Here is a 15,569-nt window from a genome sequence, read left to right as displayed (position 1 = left end):
CGTGCGGCCCTGGGCCGCGCGCGATCAATCGTCCATGGGCAAGGGAGCACAGTTGCCCAGGTCGGACGGCGGCTGCTCGCGCAACTGGCTTACCGCGTCGCGCAGGGCGGTGCGCAGGCCCTCTTCCAGCACGGGGTGGTAGAAGGGCGCACGCAGCAACTCGTGCACGGTCAGTTGCTGCTGCACGGCCAGGGCCAGCAGATGGGCCAGATGCTCGCCGCCCGGTGCGCACATTTCCGCGCCCAGCAGCAGGCCGCTGGCCGGGTCCGCATAGACGTGAAGCAGGCCCGCGTTGCGCTGCGCAGCACGGGCGCGTCCCTGGTGCGCAAAGTCCACACGGCCCACCACAAAGTCCTGACCCAGCAGCGCCTTCATGGGCTGGCCCACGACGGCTGCCTGGGGCGAGCTGAAGACAATGGACAGCGGCGTGCGCCGCTCGAAGCAGGCCACGTTCTCTGCCATCGCGTTGGTGCCCGCGATATGGCCTTCATCCACGGCCTCGTGCAACAAGGGGCGGTCGCCATTGGCATCGCCCGCGAGGAACAGCGGCAGCTCGCCGACCTGCAGTGTCTGCCGGCTCACGGGCGGCTGCCCGTGCTCGTCCAGCTCAAGCCCCAGTGTCTCAAGGCCCAGGCCTTCGAGCTGCGGGCGCCGGCCCATGGCGGCCACCACATGGTCCACGACGATGCGGGTGTCGCCTGCACGCACGACGATGCTGCTGTCCGGGCCCTTGCTCAACTGCACTTCATGGTCGGTGATCACCACCATCTCTTTCTCAAGCAGATGCCGCAATGCGTCGGTGACATTCGGGTCGGACAGGCCGGCAAGCTTCGGGCCGCGTCCCAGTGCGGTGACCTCCAGTCCCAGCCGCGCCAGCGCCTGTGCAATCTCCACGCCCAGCGGACCCAGGCCGACGACGGCCACGCGCGGGCCCAGCGTCTTGCGTTCGAACAAGGTGTCGGTGGTCAGGATGCGCTTGCCAAAGCGCTTCCATTCCTCCGGCACCACGGGGCTGGAGCCCGGAGCGAGGATGAGCTTGCGCGCAGCCAGCACCTTGCCATTGACCTCGATCCGATTGGCTGCCAGCAGCCTGGCACGCCCATCGATGGCCCGCCAGCCCAGGCCCTCCGTGGCCTTGATCGTGCTTGCCACGAACTCGTCGCGCAGCTTGCGCACGCGGCGCAAAACGGCGGGCAGGTCCAGCTGCAGCCCGCTCGCGCCGCGTATGCCGAAGGCATCGAAGTGATTGCGTGCATGGAAGGCGTTGGCCGCCTCGATCAGCAACTTGGACGGCATGCATCCCACCCGCGCGCAGGTCGTTCCCCAGGGCCCGTCGTTGACGATGGCGAAATGCTCCGTGTGCTTGCGCACCTCGCGCAGCGCCGACAGTCCGGCCGAGCCGGCACCGACGATGATCACGTCGAGGGCGGTGGTGGGTGGGTTTTTCATGCTGTCTGATTCCTTTGACTGTGGCACCAGGTCCCGTGGAGGTCTCAGCTGCCGGTGGATGTGCCGAAAGGTGTGCCGACGGAAGTGCCGACTGAAGTGCCGACAGATGGTCGAGATGACTGCCTCGCCTGCCATGGGACATGCGTGCCAGTCTGCATGCTGGCGCTCGCGGCAGTCGTAGGCGAAGGGCCGAAACCGCTGCTGGACATTCAGGGCCTAGCCGGATGCCCAGTGTTGCCATGCCGCGTCCGTGCGGCTGCCTGATGCGCCGAAATCCGCTTCCCGCGCAAAGCGCCTGAGAGATGTCTCGGTAACCCTCAAATGGCTGACACGGCACAAGCGGCTTTGCGCCGTCTGCAGCCAGCGGCGCAGGGACCAATGAAGCTGCGCCACCACCCCGCCATGCACCTGTGCGCTGTGCAGGCGCAGGCGGCCATCGAGGATGAAAGCCTTCACCGTCCGTGCGGACAGCTGCAGGTCCTCGCAGACCTGCCGCAGCCCGACGCCCTCGCGGACCCGGGTGCTCAGGCCGCGCCTGTGCATCTGGCAGCGAACGGAGCGCTCGCTGCGGTTCAGCCGGCGGCAGATCATCTGCACGGGCAGGACGCCGGCCCAGCGTTCGAGTGCAAGCAGTTCTGCGGGACTCCAGCGGCGGCGAATTGCGCCATTCGGCCATGCGCTGTCGGATGTCAGGCAGTGTGTGATTGCCATGGAAAGCTCCCATTCATATGGCGCTGCGCTGTGGCATGGCCTGAATCCCGGATGCCGATGAGACAATTATTGATGGGGGATTCTTTTGCAAGCTTTTGATTTTGTTGATTGTTTTTGTTGTTTTGATTGCTGCTCGGATGGACGGCTCCATACCGCGATGCCTATCGTGGGGCCGGGATGCGGATCACGGAAATAGCGTCTGCACCGGCACGCATATGCCAAGCCCCATGCGGATTTCCTGTTCGGCGCCCGATTTCCATGAACGACTTCTTTGCTTTTTCAGGAGAACCCTTCATGCGCCTTCAGCCAAAGCATTTGAATTTTTCCGTTGCGTGCCTTGCGTTGCTGGCACTGCCGGCCGCGCAGGCCCTGCCCATGCAGGACGTGGGCACGTCGGCAGGTCCGCAATGCGTGGGCCTGGACATCAACAACAGCGGCCATGTCGTGGGCGCCTGTGCAGAGAGCGACGGCTCGTCCGCAGGCTTCGTGTCGCTGGCGCCGGGCAGTGCGGCAGACCTTGTGCGCCTGTCGCCGGGGCGCAACTGCAACGCGGCGGCCATCACCAACAGCGGCCAGGTGGTGGGCAGCTGCCTGGACGGTAATTCGGTGTCCGTGGGCGTGTTCTGGAATGCGGCCACGCCAGCCACGGTGCAGACACTGCAGCCGCTGACGCTCGATGTGCGCAGCATGCCCACGGCATACAACCAGGGCGGCTATGTGGCTGGCGTCAGCCTGAGCGGCAGCAACACTGCCCGCCCTGTCATGTGGCGCAACAATGAAACCACGGCACGCGCGCTGCCGGCGGGTCTGCTGGGCCTGAACAGCACCAACTGCGTGCCGTCCGATGTGGACAATTTCGTGGTGGGCGGCAACATGCCGGGCATCGTGGGCAACTGTCCCGACAACAGCGGGCATCCGCGTCCTGTCTATTGGTCTGCCGCAGTTCTGGGCGGCTATATGGCCACGGCCCTGAACCTGCCTCTCAATGCCGTCTTCTGCCGCGCAAAGACCGTCGTCAATACCCGCATCATGGGCTACTGCGATTTCGGTGCCCAAGGTGGACGCACCGTCGTCTGGCTCAACTCGTCCTCCAGTCCGCAGGTGTTGTCCATATCGTCACCGCCCGCGCGAAACAGCGGCGTCGATCTCAACATCCTCGGCGAGGTGATTGGGCACTACCAGTTGGCAGACGGGCGCAGCATGCCCTATTACTGGAACAGCCAGACCGGTGTCATCCGCGATATTCCTCCGCTGCCTGGCGGCATGAATGCACGTGTGGTGGATATCGGTGACAACGGAACGGTGGCGGGCCACAGCGAACTGGCCGACGGAAGTTCGCACGCCATCACCTGGACCCCCTTGGGCGGCACCGTGGACCAGGGAACCCTCGCAGGCGGCGAGAACAGTGCGGCCTCGGCACTGAGCCAGGATGGCTGCTACATGACAGGAAGGAGCGAAGTCGCGCAATTGGCCTCGCATGCCTTCGTGCAGAACCTGTGCACGCCATGAAGGCGGAGCCTCATCTCACAACGTGCATAAAGGAAATACCATGAAGATGCGATATCCAAGACTTGCAACCACACTGGCAATCGTTGTGTGCGGGCTCTGGGCCCCTGCTGTGCAAGCGAACGGAATTTCATTCGAGAATTTTTCCTCCTCCAATACAGTTCAGGCTTTTGGAGGCTCGACTTCCATGATGTCTCCGATCATGGGCAGGGGAACGGGCGATTCGTCGAACTCGAAGGAGCTGCTTTATCGCATGATGGCTTTGGATATAGAAAAATTGCTACCACTTCTAATGATGGCGAGAAGAGTATGAGCATACTTGCGATATGAATGCACCTGTGGGAAATAGGGGCGATATCGCAATGGTGGCTTGCCACAGCGAACTGGCCGATGAGAGCTTTCGCTCCAGGCTCCCACAGGCAACGCATGCATTTGTGCAGAACCTGTGCATTCCCTGGTCGTCAGTATCAATTCAAAAACGATGAGATAAAGGGGTTGAAATGAGATTTCGATATGAAAAATCATTGTTCACTATGGTGGTATTTGTTGTTTTAATGTCCTCCTCCGCGCTGCATGCGAATAATATTTATTTTTCGGAAGATGGTCTAATAAATTTGGAGAATAGCAGCCTGCATGCGAATGATAGTTTAGTTGAATATGTCATTTGTGAAGCTGTTTTGCTATTGAAAAGTGAGGGGCTGGCAGTTGCTCATTGCCTGGGGTATTCCTTTGGGAAATTTCATTAATCGGGCCTTGAGAACAGGCTGTGCTAACTATTTAATTTCACGTGACTCATTGTCCCGGCTTGCGATTTTGCATTGAGGGTATTCGATGGGTGATCACCAGCATCAAATCAGTCTGGCAATGCCATGCGGCCCAGCCTTCCGCCATGGCTGGGCGCCCGTTCCGGCGCAGGGGCATCGTCGGCCATCAACTTCCCCATCAGCCCTCGCAGGATTGCCAGCGTCGGCGCCTCGCTGCGCTGACGCAGCGTGACCAGCCCGAAGCGGGCGGTGCTGCGCATGGGCGGGTCCATGGGCAATTCGGCCAGGTCCGGGGCGACGGCGCGCACGGCCAGCAGCACGGTGTCGCTGTTGCGCGCAACGTCCACAAGGCTGGGCAACTCCTCGCACTGCAGTGTGACGAACCGCGCCGGGTGGGCCGTGGCGCCATAGGTCTCCACCAGCAGCCAGGCCACCTGGTCGCTCAGCGGGGTGGAGGCGACGGGGTAGCGCTGCACATCCTCGAAGCGCAGATCCCGCTGCAGGCGGGCGAGTGGATGGTCGGTGCGGCACATGAAGGCGGCGCGCATTTCGTGCACGACGTCCAACGCAAGGTCGGGTGCGGGCCGCAGCGCGCGCAGGTCCACGACCAGGGCATCGAGCAGGCGCTCGCGTAGCGAGTGCACCAGCAGATCGGTGCTGCCGCGCGCCACCTCGGTTCGCACGCCGGGATGGTGCACGGTCATGTGCTGCAGGAACGGCGTCATCAATATTGCGCCGGGGCCCGATCCCAGGCCCACACGCACGGTGCCGGCCGCACCCTCGCGCAATTGGCGCCCCCTGTCACGCAGCTCGTCGGCCTCGGCCACCAGGGCGCGCGCCCGTCCCAGCATCTCGCGGCCGAAGGCTGTGAGTTCGCTGTGGCGGCCGATGCGGTCGAACAAGGGTATGCCCAGCTCCTGCTCCAGCGCGCGCACGCTGCGGCTGAGGGCCGGCTGTGTCAGATGCATGGCCTCGGCCGAGCGGCTGAAGGAGCCGGTCTGCGCCACCGATATGAGATGCCTGAGCTGCACCAGCGTCATGATTTTTCGCGCCCTGAAGTCTGCATGAAACTCATGCTAATGCAGCCAACAATGCATTGGACGTTCGATGACCCGGCTCCTAGGATGCCGCGTATCCGGCCGACCGAGCCGGAGCCATCCACCAAGGAGACATGATGAGATTTTTGTTCCAGCGCGTTTGGCTGACGGGCGCCGGCCTGCTGCTGAGCGCGGGCCTGGCCTGTGCGCAGAGCCCGTCCTCCAGGCCCGTGAGCCTGATGGTTCCCTATCCGGCCGGCGGCCCTTCGGATGCCATTGCCCGCATCTTCAGCGTGCCGCTGTCCAAGGCACTGGGCCAGCAGGTCATTGTGGAGAACCTGGGCGGCGTCAGCGGCGCCATGGCCGCGCAGAAAGTGCTGGCCGCTCCGCCTGACGGGCACTACGTCTTCCAGGGCTCGCCCAACGAAGTGATCCTGTCGCCGCTGGCCAATGCCGCCGTGCGGCTCAAGGCGGAGGATTTCCGCCTGGTCCATCCCGTGGCCGAGGCCGTGATGGTGTTTGTCGCCCGCAAGGACCTGGAGGCCGGCAACGTGGATGAGCTGATCGCACTGGCCCGCAAAAGCGCCAGCCGGCCGCTGTCGTACGGCAGCGTCGGCATTGGCTCGCTCTACCACCTGATCCTGGAGAAGGTGCAGCAGGACGCCGGCATACAACTCATGCATGCGCCCTACAAGGGCAATGCGCCGCTGCTGCAGGACATAGGCAGCGGGCAGGTCGATTTCGCTGTGCTCGTCTACAGCGCTGCCATGGGCGCGCTGGCCGAGCAGGGCCGGCTCAAGATTCTGGGCCAGCTGGGGGAGCAACGATCGGAGCTGCTCAAGAATGTGCCCACGGTGCGAGAGGGCCGGGAGCTGAAAAACTTCGCCTACAAGACCTGGACCAGTTTCCTGGTGCGCAAGGACACGCCGCAGGAGGTGGTGCAAAGGCTGCACCAGGCGATAGGCGCCATGCTCAAGGACCCGGGCGTGCGCGAGCAACTGGCCCTGCAGACGCAGCTGGCCGCAGCGCCCATGTCGCTGGCCGAGGCCGCGCAGTTCTATGAGGCCGAGACCGCCCGCTATCGCAGCATTGCCCGTTCCATTCGCCTGCAACCCCAGTGAGACGCCGCAAATGAACACCCTTCTGGACACTTTGCGCGGCTCGGCCGCAGCCTTCGTCGAGGTGCGCCGCGACATTCACCGGCATCCCGAACTGGGTTTCGAGGAGCACCGCACCAGCGCCCTTGTCGCGCAGCAACTGGAGCAATGGGGATACGAGGTGGAGCGCGGGCTGGGCGGCACCGGCGTGGTGGGGCGGCTGGTGCGCGGCAGCGGCCACCGGCGCCTGGGCCTGCGCGCCGACATGGATGCGCTGCCCATCACCGAGGCCAATGCCTTCGCCCACGCCAGCACGCATGACGGCGTGATGCATGCCTGCGGGCACGACGGCCATACAGCCATGCTGCTGGCGGCGGCCCGGCATCTTGCCCATGACGGCGCTTTTGACGGGACTTTGACGCTGATCTTCCAGCCTGCGGAGGAGGGCGGCGGCGGTGCCCTGCGCATGATGGAGGACGGCCTCTTCGAGCGATATCCCTGCGACGCCATCTTTGCCATGCACAACATGCCGGGCCTGCCCCAGGGGCGGCTGGCGCTGCGCGAGGGCGCAGCCATGGCGTCCTCCGACTACGCCACGCTCACCCTCACCGGGGTGGGCGGGCATGGTGCCATGCCGCACCGCGCGGCCGACCCCATCGTTGCGGCCGCCAGCATCATCATGGCCTTGCAGACCATCGTCTCACGCAACATCGATCCGCTGCAGATGGCGGTGGTGACCGTGGGAGCCATCCACGCAGGCAAGGCCAACAACGTGATCGCCCACAGCGCTGTGCTGGAGTTGAGCGTGCGTGCGCTGGATGCCGATGTGCGCAGGCTGCTGGAGCAGCGCATTCGCGACCTGGTGAGTGCGCAGGCCGAGAGCTTCGGCGTGCAGGCGCAACTCGAGTGGCGGCCCGGCTATGCCGTGCTGGTCAACACGCCCAAGGAGACTGACTTCGCGCGCCAGATCGCGCTGGAGCTGCTGGGCCCGGAACATGTCACGCTGCAGGCGCCACCTTTGCCGGGCAGCGAAGACTTTGCCTTCATGCTGCAGCGCGTGCCAGGCAGCTATCTGCTGATTGGCAATGGCGAGGGAAGCGAGCAAGGCGCCTGCATGGTGCACAACCCGGGCTATGACTTCAACGACGACAACATCGCCGTGGGCGCCGCCTATTGGGTGCTGCTGGCGCAGCGGTTTCTGGTGGCCGGTTGAACTGCTTGAGCCCGGCGCATCTCATTCGCCGTGGTGGACTTCCATCCAGCCCACGCGTCCTTGACCGCTCTCGTTGAGGCGGCTCACAAAGCCTTCAGCCTGCGACTGCGGCAGGCGCAGATCGAACTGCACCAGGGAGCCATGCTCGACCTGGAGCAGTTCGGCGCCTGCCGCATCGATCTCGCGGCGTACCAGGCCTTCCAGCGCATAGGGCACGGCGCAGCGCAGTGATTGCATGCGCTGCAGTGTCACTTTCTCGGCGGTCAGCAGGGCCTGGGCCACGGCATCGGTGTAGGCGCGCACCAGGCCACCTGCGCCCAGCTTGACGCCGCCGAAGTAGCGCACCACGGTGGCCAGCACGCCTTCCAGGTCCTGGTGGCGCAGCACGTCCAGCATGGGGCGGCCTGCCGTGCCGCTGGGCTCGCCGTCATCGACGGCTGCCGACTGGCCGCCTGCCAGCAGAGCCCAGCAGACATGGGCGGCGCCGGGGTGCTCGCGCCATAGCGCATCGACCACCGCCTGGGCGCTGGCGCGGTCGGCCATCGGCTGCACGCAACCGATGAAACGGCTTTTCTTGATGAGGAGTTCGCTGTGCGCAGGCGCGCGGAGTGTCTGTGGCATGGAGGGCGGCAAGCTTACCCGATCGTCCCTGGCCAGGGGTTTGGCGCATGGATTCATTACGCCTTTATTACGAAGCGCTACACATTTGTGAGCATGCGTACCTTGTGTTATTTCAGCTTCAGAGGGTTGCATCCAGGTTTGTCCTACAGAAATCGTGAAAGATTCGCAGTAAGCTTTCTGTCAAGGAGGCGCAACCATGAACACCCCACCTTCCCGCGATCCCGTTCTCACCGAACACACCTTTGGCCGCGATCATTTCAGTCCCCCGCCCATGGCGCTGGAGCAAGCTGGTCAGGACCATGAAGCCGCTGGCGGCGGCATTCCTCTGGATCTGGACCAGCGCATCCGCAACGTCGGCGAATGGTGATGGCAGGTGCCGCCTGGCCAAGGGCCTGCAGCGGCATCAGTACTGTCAGGTCCGGCTGGACCGTGCAGCGGCCCGCCGACAGGCGGTGACCCTCAAGCGGACAGACCGCGAACCAGGCGCAGCAGGCTCTTGCCTCGCTGCGCTGGATTTATCATTTCCAATTTCCACGTACCTACCCACCCAGGCCGGCTGCGCGAAGCGCCGGCCTTTTTGCATTCCTGCAGGAACCATGAGCACTGACACAGGGCGCAGCCATTGGCTGCTGGCGCCTGCCTCCGCCAGCGACGCCAGCCTGCCCGTGCCCCTTGGCGATGTGACGGCGCTGCTGGAGCAGGTGGGCCGCTCCAGCGCCAGCAGCGACGAGGTGGCCGGGCAGTTGCTGCATTTGCTGGGCCGGCACGTGCCGCTGGCGCAGTGCACCATCTTCTCGTTCCAGGGCCGATCACGTCCGCGCATCGTGGGTTTTGGCGACCGGGCACGCACGGGGGCGCTGCCCATGATTTCGCAGGACTACAGCGAGCGCTTCTATCCGCTCGACGGCGCACAGCGCGTGATGCAGGCCGAACTGGCGCGGCAGCAGCGCGACCCCCAGGCTCCCGCGCGCGTCTGGCTGCACCGCCAGCGCCCCTGCGATGTCAGCCATCCCGAGTACCGACATGTCTGCTATGAGTTGCCGCGCCTGGTGGAGCGGCTCTCGCTGCTGACCCTGCTGCCTGGCGCACGGTGGCTGGCAGTGAACCTGTACCGGGGCGAGGAGCACGGCTGCCTTGATGCGCAGTCCATCGCACGCATCGAAGCCTTTGCGCCCCTGGTCATGCAGGCCATGCGCCTGCACTATGCGGGCCAGGCGCTGCAGGACGATCTGGCGGGGCTGGTGCTGGCGCGCCTGGCCGGGCGCTTTGCCCATCTCACGCAGCGGGATCTGGACGTGGTGCGCTGCGTGATCGAGGGGCTTGATGCCGAGCGGCTGGCGCAGCGCCTGGGCATCACCGTGTCCAGCGCGCGAACCTATCTCAAGCGGGTCTGCGCCAAACTGGGCGTGCAGGGGCAGCGTGAGCTGTTTGCCTTGTTGATGGCGCCCGAAGCGCTGTCCTGAACCCCCGAGGTGGGCGCCGCAGTCTGTCCCCATCTGGGGACATCGCCATGGCCGGTGCTGCCTACACTGCGCCCTGAACAAGACGCACGACGGAGACCCCCATGCACCAGCCCCATGCCCAGCCCAGGCAGTCCATCTACTACCGCTACCAGGTGCATCGGCCCTGGCTGCCATCGGAGCATCCGGGGATGCAGCGGCACCCCGTCGTCATCGTCGGAACGGGGCCGGTAGGCCTGACCACGGCACTGGAGCTGGCGCGCCACGGGCAGCGATGCGTGCTGCTGGAGTCCGAGCTGCAGGTATCCGAAGGCAGCCGCGCCATCGTCTTCACGCGCCGCTCCATGGAGATCCTCCAGCAGGTGGGCGTGGCCGGGCGGGTCAGCGACAGCGGGCTGCCATGGCGCTTTGGCAACTCCTTCTACCGGGGCCAGCGCGTGTTTCGCATGGAAGCACCGCACAGCGAGGACGACCGCTTCTTCCCCATGATCAACCTGCAGCAGCAGTACCTGGAGGAGTACCTGGTCGATGCCGTGCTGGCCCATCCGCTGATCGAGTTGCGTTGGGGCAACCGCGTGGAGCGGGTGGAGCAGTTTGGCGAAGGCGCCGCTGCAAAAGCGCGGCTGCAGGTGGACACGCCCGAGGGGCCGTATGCGCTGGAAGCCGACTGGCTGGTCGCAGCCGATGGCGCACGCTCGGGCATACGCACGGCCATGGGCCTGGTCATGGAAGGGGCGTCATACGAAGGCCGCTTCGTGATTGCCGACATCCGCATCGACCTGCCGCTGCCCACCGAGCGCCTGGCCTTCTTCGATCCGGTGTGGAATCCCGGCAACACCATCCTCATGCACCGCGAGCCGCACGGCATCTGGCGCGTGGACTACCAGTTGCCAGCAGGCGAAGATCCGCGGCAGGCACTGCAGCCCGAATCGCTCAAGGCGCGCATCGACGCGCAACTGGAGATGATCGGCTTTGGCGGCACGCCCTGGGAAATGGACTGGAGTTCGGTCTACTCGGCCCGCGCGCTGACCTTGCCGGACTATGTGCACGGCCGCGTGATCTTCGCGGGCGATGCGGCCCACATGCTGCCCATCTTCGGCGTGCGCGGCGCCAACACGGGTTTTCAGGATGCGCAGGCCCTGGCCTGGCGTCTGGCCCTGGTGGCGCGGGGCGTGGCGCCGGCCCGCTTGCTGGACAGCTACAGCAGCGAGCGCGTGGGCGCTGCGCGCGAGATTGTCGAAGAGGCCGGCAAGAGCACGCGCTTCATGGCGCCGCCTTCCCGCGGCTTCCGGCTGCTGCGCGATGCCGTGCTGTCGCTGTCGCTCACCCAGGCCTTCGTGCGCCCGCTGTACCACTGGCGTACATCTCGCCCCCATGAGTACGCCCGCTCGCCTCTCAACAGCAGGGACGACGACAACCATTTGTTCAAGGGCGGCCCCGCCCATGGCGCGCCGCCGCAGAACGTGTGCCTGGCGCCGGACGACTATCTGCTGGATCACCTGGGCGGCGGCTTCGACCTGCTGTATTTCACCGATGGCTCGGCCGTGCCACCCGCTTTGAGCGAGGTTGCCCGCGTGGTGCGCGGCCGCGGCGTGGGCCTGCGCATCGTGGCCATCTCCAGCCAGGCGGAGCCGCAGCCAGTTCAGGGCGCTGACCTGACCCTTTCCGATAGTCAGGGCCGCTGCCGCGAACGCCATGGCGTGCCTGCCGATCCACCTTCTGGCGCCGCCTACCTGCTGCGGCCCGACCAGCATGTCTGCGCACGCTGGCTGGCGCTGGATGCGCGGCGCCTGCAATCCGCACTCGACAACGCCACCTGCACGCAAGGAGCCCAGGCATGAGCCAAGCACACACATCGCCCGACACGCTTGAATCGCCCGGCACCCTGGATATCGCCGGTCTGGAGGCCGTCTACGACCAACTGGCCACGGCCATTGACGCGGCAGGCCCGCAGCAGTCCGAGCTGTTTCTGGTCAAGCTGGCGCTGCTGGCGGCCGAGCGGCTGGGCAGCGCCCAGCAGTTCTCCGAGCTGGTGCAGGCGGCGCGGCAGGATCTTCAGCCTAGGGTAAACCGCTAGCCCTGCCGGGTGGTTGCGTGGCCGGCGCTGGCTAACATCGGCCCGGAATCAAGGATGCCACGACCCCATGGATGTGCTGAGCGAAGTTCTCGATATTTGCCGGTCAGAGCGCGCCGTGACGGCGCGTTTTGCGCTGACCGCGCCGTGGAGCCTGAAGTCCACGGGCGTCACGGGCGCCATGATCCGCATGGCGCGCGGCGCGCCTTACTGGATACAGGTGGAGGGCATGCAGCCGCTGCGGGTCGAGCCGGGCGACCTGATCATGCTGCCCATGGGCGCGGCACATGTGGTGGCCTCGGACCTGGGCACGGCCTGCGAGCTGTTCTCGCGGCTGATCTCCCGCCATGCCGAAGGCCCGCAGGACGAAAATCCGCTGGTCTTCAGCCATGGCGGCGGGGGCGAGGCGACCGACATGTTTTCGGCCCTGCTGTGGTTTTCAGCCTATTGCCGGCATTCGGTGTTCCGCATCCTGCCGCCGCTGATCCATATCCGCGCAAGCGATCTGCCGCTGGCCGATTGCCTGGCCGCCACCATGCAGTCGCTCACTCTGGAGACGCTGGCGCGGCGTCCGGGCTGGCGCCTGTCGGCCGCGCGCATGGGCGAGTTGCTGCTGGTCAACATCCTGCGCGAGCATCTGGCGCGCGAGGCCGCCGTGGGTGAAGGCTGGCTGCGGGGCCTGGGCGATGCCTGCATTGCCCGCGCCATCGTCTGCATGCACCGGGAGCCGCAGCGCAGCTGGAGCGTGGAGACGCTGGCGGCCGAGGCCGGCATGTCGCGCACCCGCTTCAGCATGCGCTTCAAGCAGCTGGTGGGCGCCACCCCCATCGGCTACCTGACGGCGCACCGCATGGCGCTGGCCGCCCAGCAGATGGAGGCCGGCGGGCTGTCATCGGCCCGCATCGCAGAGAACGCGGGCTACGACTCTCCCAAGGTGTTTGCGCGGGCCTTCCGCCGCTGGTCCGGGCATACGCCCAAGGCCTATCTGGCGCAGGAGGCCGCAAAGAGGTCGGGCTGGCAGCAGCAGGAAGGCCGTATCAGGGGGCTGGAGCAAGACCCTTAGCCAGCAGGGTTGAGTGCCGAAACGTACACTGGCCGGTTCCTTCCGCACAGGCTCCCAGAAGCCGAACCGCCCATCATGAACGCCCCCGTTGACGTTTCCTTTTTCCATCGCGCTGCCAAGCCGCTGACCAGCTACCGACCGTACTGGGCCAAGCGCTTCGGCACGGCCCCGTTCCTGCCGATGAGCCGGGCCGAGATGGACCAGCTTGGCTGGGACAGTTGCGACGTGATCCTGGTGACGGGCGATGCCTATGTGGATCACCCCAGCTTCGGCATGTCGGTGATCGGCCGGGTGCTGGAGGCGCAGGGCTTTCGCGTGGGCATCATCGCCCAGCCCGACTGGCAGAGCGCCGAGGCCTTCAAGGCCCTGGGCCGTCCCAACCTGTTCTGGGGCGTGACGGCGGGCAACATGGATTCGATGATCAACCGCTACACGGCCGATCGCAAGATCCGTTCCGACGATGCCTACACGCCGGGCGACGTGGGTGGCAAGCGCCCTGACCGCGCGGCGATTGTCTACAGCCAGCGCTGCCGTGAGGCATACAAGGACGTGCCCATCGTGCTCGGCGGCATCGAGGGCAGCCTGCGCCGCATCGCCCACTACGACTACTGGAGCGACAAGGTGCGCCGCTCCATCGTGGTGGACAGCAAGTGCGACATCCTGCTGTACGGCAACGCCGAACGCGCCCTGGTCGAGGTGGCCCACCGCCTGGCCGCGCGCGAGCCCGTGGAAAGCATTACCGATGTGCGCGGCACGGCCTTCTTCCGCCGCGAGTCGGAGGCGGGCTGGTTCGAGCTGGACTCCTCCGTGGTGGACGAGCCCGGCGTGGTCGAGCCCCACATCAACCCCTACATGACCACCAGCGAGCAGGCCGAGGCCCAGGGCCAGACCTGCTCCAAGGAAGAGGGTGATGCCGCCGCGAAGCCGGACGGTGCCTCGGTCGCCGCCGTTCAGACCATCCAGTTCGTACCCAACCCGTCGCTGCGCGGCAAGGGCAAGCAGCCGCCGCGCGACAAGACCGTGCTGCGCCTGCCCAGCTACGAGCAGGTCAAGGCCGATCCCATCCTCTACGCACACGCCAATCGCGTGCTGCACCTGGAGACCAACCCCGGCAACGCCCGTGCCCTGGTCCAGGCCCACGGCGAGGGCGTGACCGCGCGCGATGTGTGGCTGAACCCGCCCCCCATTCCGCTGACCACGGCCGAGATGGACTGGGTCTTCGGCCTGCCCTATGCGCGCAGCCCCCATCCCAGCTATGCCGACGCCAGCGGCAGCCATGAAGGCGAGACCAAGATCCCGGCCTGGGAGATGATCCGCACCTCGGTCAACATCATGCGCGGCTGCTTCGGCGGCTGCACCTTCTGCTCCATCACCGAGCATGAGGGCCGCATCATCCAGAGCCGTTCCGAGGAGTCCATCATCCAGGAGGTCGAGGACATCCGCGACAAGGTCAAGGGCTTCACCGGCACCATCTCCGACCTGGGCGGCCCCACGGCCAACATGTACCGCCTGGGCTGCAAGAGCCCCGAGATCGAGGCCGCCTGCCGCAAGCCCAGCTGCGTGTTCCCCGGCATCTGCCAGAACCTGCACACCGACCACGCCCCGCTGGTCAAGATCTACCGCCGCGCGCGCAATCTGCCGGGCATCAAGAAGATCCTGATCGGCTCGGGCCTGCGCTACGACCTGGCCGTGAAGTCGCCCGAGTACGTCAAGGAGCTGGTGCAGCACCATGTGGGCGGCTACCTGAAGATTGCGCCCGAGCACACCGAGTCCGGGCCGCTGACCAAGATGATGAAGCCGGGCATCGGCAGCTATGACCGCTTCAAGCAGATGTTCGAGCAGTTCAGCGAGGAAGCGGGCAAGAAGCAGTACCTGATTCCGTACTTCATCGCGGCCCACCCGGGCACCAGCGACGAGGACATGATGAACCTCGCCATCTGGCTGAAGAAGAACGGATTCCGCGCCGACCAGGTGCAGACCTTCTATCCCAGCCCCATGGCCACGGCCACGGCCATGTACCACTCGGGCCGCAACACGCTGACCAAGGTGCGCCGCGAGATGCGCGACGTGAACGAGGAGTCGGTGGACATCGTGCGCGGTGAAAAGCGCCGACGCCTGCACAAGGCGTTTCTGCGCTACCACGACCCGAACAACTGGCCGCTGCTGCGCGAGGCCTTGAAGGCCATGGGCCGTGCCGACCTCATCGGCAACGGCAAGCAGCACCTGATCCCCACCTTCCAGCCCCTGGTCGATGGCGGCTACCAGAGCGCGCGCCGCAAGAACAGCACGCAGGGCACGGGCGTGGCCGCACGTGCCGTGGTATCCCAGCAAGGCAAGGCCTACGCCCTCAACAAGGCCGGCGGCAAGAATGCCGGGCCGGGCAAGGTGCTGGCAGAGTCGCGCGAGCCTGCGGGCGATGTGCGTTTCCGTTCCAGCCAGCCCCAGCCGGGCCGCATGCTGACCCAGCACACGGGCCTGCCGCCGCGCCCCGGTGTGGGTGGTCCTTCCCGTTCTGCGGGCGCTGCCGGTTCGGGCCGCAAGGCGGCGCCGGGCGGTCGCAAGCCGCGCTGACGC

General features: G+C 65.8%; 14 protein-coding genes. 10 read left to right on the top strand and 4 right to left on the bottom strand.

What is annotated here, in order from left to right; genetic code table 11:
* Positions 1-24: 24 nt before the first annotated feature.
* Together DA1_RS23155 and DA1_RS23150 are read right to left on the bottom strand one after the other, a co-directional pair.
* On the bottom strand, positions 25-1,449 hold the full coding sequence (locus DA1_RS23155; RefSeq protein ID WP_034394258.1) for a dihydrolipoyl dehydrogenase: 1,425 nt from the start codon (positions 1,447-1,449) through the stop codon (positions 25-27).
* A 216-nt stretch (positions 1,450-1,665) separates the two neighbouring features.
* On the bottom strand, positions 1,666-2,160 hold the full coding sequence (locus tag DA1_RS23150) for a hypothetical protein (RefSeq protein WP_034394256.1): 495 nt from the start codon (positions 2,158-2,160) through the stop codon (positions 1,666-1,668).
* Positions 2,161-2,454: 294 nt separating this feature from the next.
* Here DA1_RS23150 and DA1_RS23145 point away from each other — a divergent pair, with 294 nt between their 5' ends.
* Positions 2,455-3,669: an HAF family protein gene (locus DA1_RS23145; protein WP_034398645.1), complete on the top strand. Its 1,215-nt coding sequence runs from the start codon at positions 2,455-2,457 to the stop codon at positions 3,667-3,669.
* Between the two features lie 40 nt (positions 3,670-3,709).
* The gene (locus DA1_RS30630; protein WP_143343410.1) at positions 3,710-3,979 is read left to right on the top strand and encodes a hypothetical protein; all 270 of its coding nucleotides are present in this window, start codon (positions 3,710-3,712) and stop codon (positions 3,977-3,979) included.
* 540 nt (positions 3,980-4,519) lie between these two features.
* Here the strand turns inward: DA1_RS30630 and DA1_RS23140 are convergent.
* Positions 4,520-5,470 carry a LysR family transcriptional regulator gene (locus DA1_RS23140; protein WP_012205839.1) on the bottom strand — a complete coding sequence of 317 codons (951 nt, stop codon included), beginning with the start codon at positions 5,468-5,470 and terminating at the stop codon, positions 4,520-4,522.
* Between the two features lie 134 nt (positions 5,471-5,604).
* Between DA1_RS23140 and DA1_RS23135 the strand changes: the two genes are divergently transcribed.
* Complete coding sequence (locus DA1_RS23135) at positions 5,605-6,588, top strand: tripartite tricarboxylate transporter substrate binding protein (RefSeq protein ID WP_013802199.1); 984 nt, start codon at positions 5,605-5,607, stop codon at positions 6,586-6,588.
* A gap of 10 nt (positions 6,589-6,598) precedes the next feature.
* On the top strand, positions 6,599-7,777 hold the full coding sequence (locus tag DA1_RS23130; protein ID WP_034394253.1) for a M20 aminoacylase family protein: 1,179 nt from the start codon (positions 6,599-6,601) through the stop codon (positions 7,775-7,777).
* 21 nt (positions 7,778-7,798) lie between these two features.
* On the opposite strand, the gene DA1_RS23125 is transcribed toward DA1_RS23130, so the two are convergent.
* Positions 7,799-8,398, bottom strand: coding sequence for an IMPACT family protein (locus DA1_RS23125; RefSeq protein ID WP_034394250.1), 600 nt, complete (start codon positions 8,396-8,398; stop codon positions 7,799-7,801).
* 196 nt (positions 8,399-8,594) lie between these two features.
* Here DA1_RS23125 and DA1_RS31075 point away from each other — a divergent pair, with 196 nt between their 5' ends.
* The 6 genes from DA1_RS31075 to DA1_RS23100 all read left to right on the top strand — a co-directional run bounded on the left by DA1_RS31075 (position 8,595) and on the right by DA1_RS23100 (position 15,566).
* Positions 8,595-8,765: a hypothetical protein gene (locus tag DA1_RS31075; RefSeq protein WP_012205835.1), complete on the top strand. Its 171-nt coding sequence runs from the start codon at positions 8,595-8,597 to the stop codon at positions 8,763-8,765.
* A gap of 229 nt (positions 8,766-8,994) precedes the next feature.
* The gene (locus DA1_RS23120) at positions 8,995-9,861 is read left to right on the top strand and encodes a helix-turn-helix transcriptional regulator (protein ID WP_034394246.1); all 867 of its coding nucleotides are present in this window, start codon (positions 8,995-8,997) and stop codon (positions 9,859-9,861) included.
* A gap of 101 nt (positions 9,862-9,962) precedes the next feature.
* Positions 9,963-11,699 carry an FAD-dependent monooxygenase gene (locus tag DA1_RS23115; protein ID WP_034394245.1) on the top strand — a complete coding sequence of 579 codons (1,737 nt, stop codon included), beginning with the start codon at positions 9,963-9,965 and terminating at the stop codon, positions 11,697-11,699.
* Positions 11,696-11,935, top strand: a complete 240-nt coding sequence (locus tag DA1_RS23110; RefSeq protein WP_034394242.1) for a hypothetical protein — start codon at positions 11,696-11,698, stop codon at positions 11,933-11,935. The genes DA1_RS23115 and DA1_RS23110 overlap by 4 nt, the downstream gene beginning before the upstream one ends.
* Positions 11,936-12,002: 67 nt before the next feature.
* The gene (locus DA1_RS23105) at positions 12,003-12,995 is read left to right on the top strand and encodes an AraC family transcriptional regulator (RefSeq protein ID WP_034394239.1); all 993 of its coding nucleotides are present in this window, start codon (positions 12,003-12,005) and stop codon (positions 12,993-12,995) included.
* A 75-nt stretch (positions 12,996-13,070) separates the two neighbouring features.
* Complete coding sequence (locus DA1_RS23100) at positions 13,071-15,566, top strand: YgiQ family radical SAM protein (RefSeq protein ID WP_034394236.1); 2,496 nt, start codon at positions 13,071-13,073, stop codon at positions 15,564-15,566.
* The last annotated feature ends 3 nt before the right edge of the window (positions 15,567-15,569 follow it).

The organism is Delftia acidovorans NBRC 14950, assembly GCF_001598795.1.
Classification (GTDB): Bacteria; Pseudomonadota; Gammaproteobacteria; order Burkholderiales; family Burkholderiaceae_C; genus Comamonas; species Comamonas acidovorans.
The sequence above is the reverse complement of the archived record's forward strand: the minus strand, read 5'-3'. Positions and strand labels throughout refer to the sequence as shown.

Coding starts and splice junctions, on each gene's coding strand:
- DA1_RS23155 (WP_034394258.1), bottom strand. CDS start 1,449: ATGAAAAACCCACCCACCACCGCCCTCGACGTGATCATCGTCGGTGCC.
- DA1_RS23150 (WP_034394256.1), bottom strand. CDS start 2,160: ATGGCAATCACACACTGCCTGACATCCGACAGCGCATGGCCGAATGGC.
- DA1_RS23145 (WP_034398645.1), top strand. CDS start 2,455: ATGCGCCTTCAGCCAAAGCATTTGAATTTTTCCGTTGCGTGCCTTGCG.
- DA1_RS30630 (WP_143343410.1), top strand. CDS start 3,710: ATGAAGATGCGATATCCAAGACTTGCAACCACACTGGCAATCGTTGTG.
- DA1_RS23140 (WP_012205839.1), bottom strand. CDS start 5,470: ATGACGCTGGTGCAGCTCAGGCATCTCATATCGGTGGCGCAGACCGGC.
- DA1_RS23135 (WP_013802199.1), top strand. CDS start 5,605: ATGAGATTTTTGTTCCAGCGCGTTTGGCTGACGGGCGCCGGCCTGCTG.
- DA1_RS23130 (WP_034394253.1), top strand. CDS start 6,599: ATGAACACCCTTCTGGACACTTTGCGCGGCTCGGCCGCAGCCTTCGTC.
- DA1_RS23125 (WP_034394250.1), bottom strand. CDS start 8,398: ATGCCACAGACACTCCGCGCGCCTGCGCACAGCGAACTCCTCATCAAG.
- DA1_RS31075 (WP_012205835.1), top strand. CDS start 8,595: ATGAACACCCCACCTTCCCGCGATCCCGTTCTCACCGAACACACCTTT.
- DA1_RS23120 (WP_034394246.1), top strand. CDS start 8,995: ATGAGCACTGACACAGGGCGCAGCCATTGGCTGCTGGCGCCTGCCTCC.
- DA1_RS23115 (WP_034394245.1), top strand. CDS start 9,963: ATGCACCAGCCCCATGCCCAGCCCAGGCAGTCCATCTACTACCGCTAC.
- DA1_RS23110 (WP_034394242.1), top strand. CDS start 11,696: ATGAGCCAAGCACACACATCGCCCGACACGCTTGAATCGCCCGGCACC.
- DA1_RS23105 (WP_034394239.1), top strand. CDS start 12,003: ATGGATGTGCTGAGCGAAGTTCTCGATATTTGCCGGTCAGAGCGCGCC.
- DA1_RS23100 (WP_034394236.1), top strand. CDS start 13,071: ATGAACGCCCCCGTTGACGTTTCCTTTTTCCATCGCGCTGCCAAGCCG.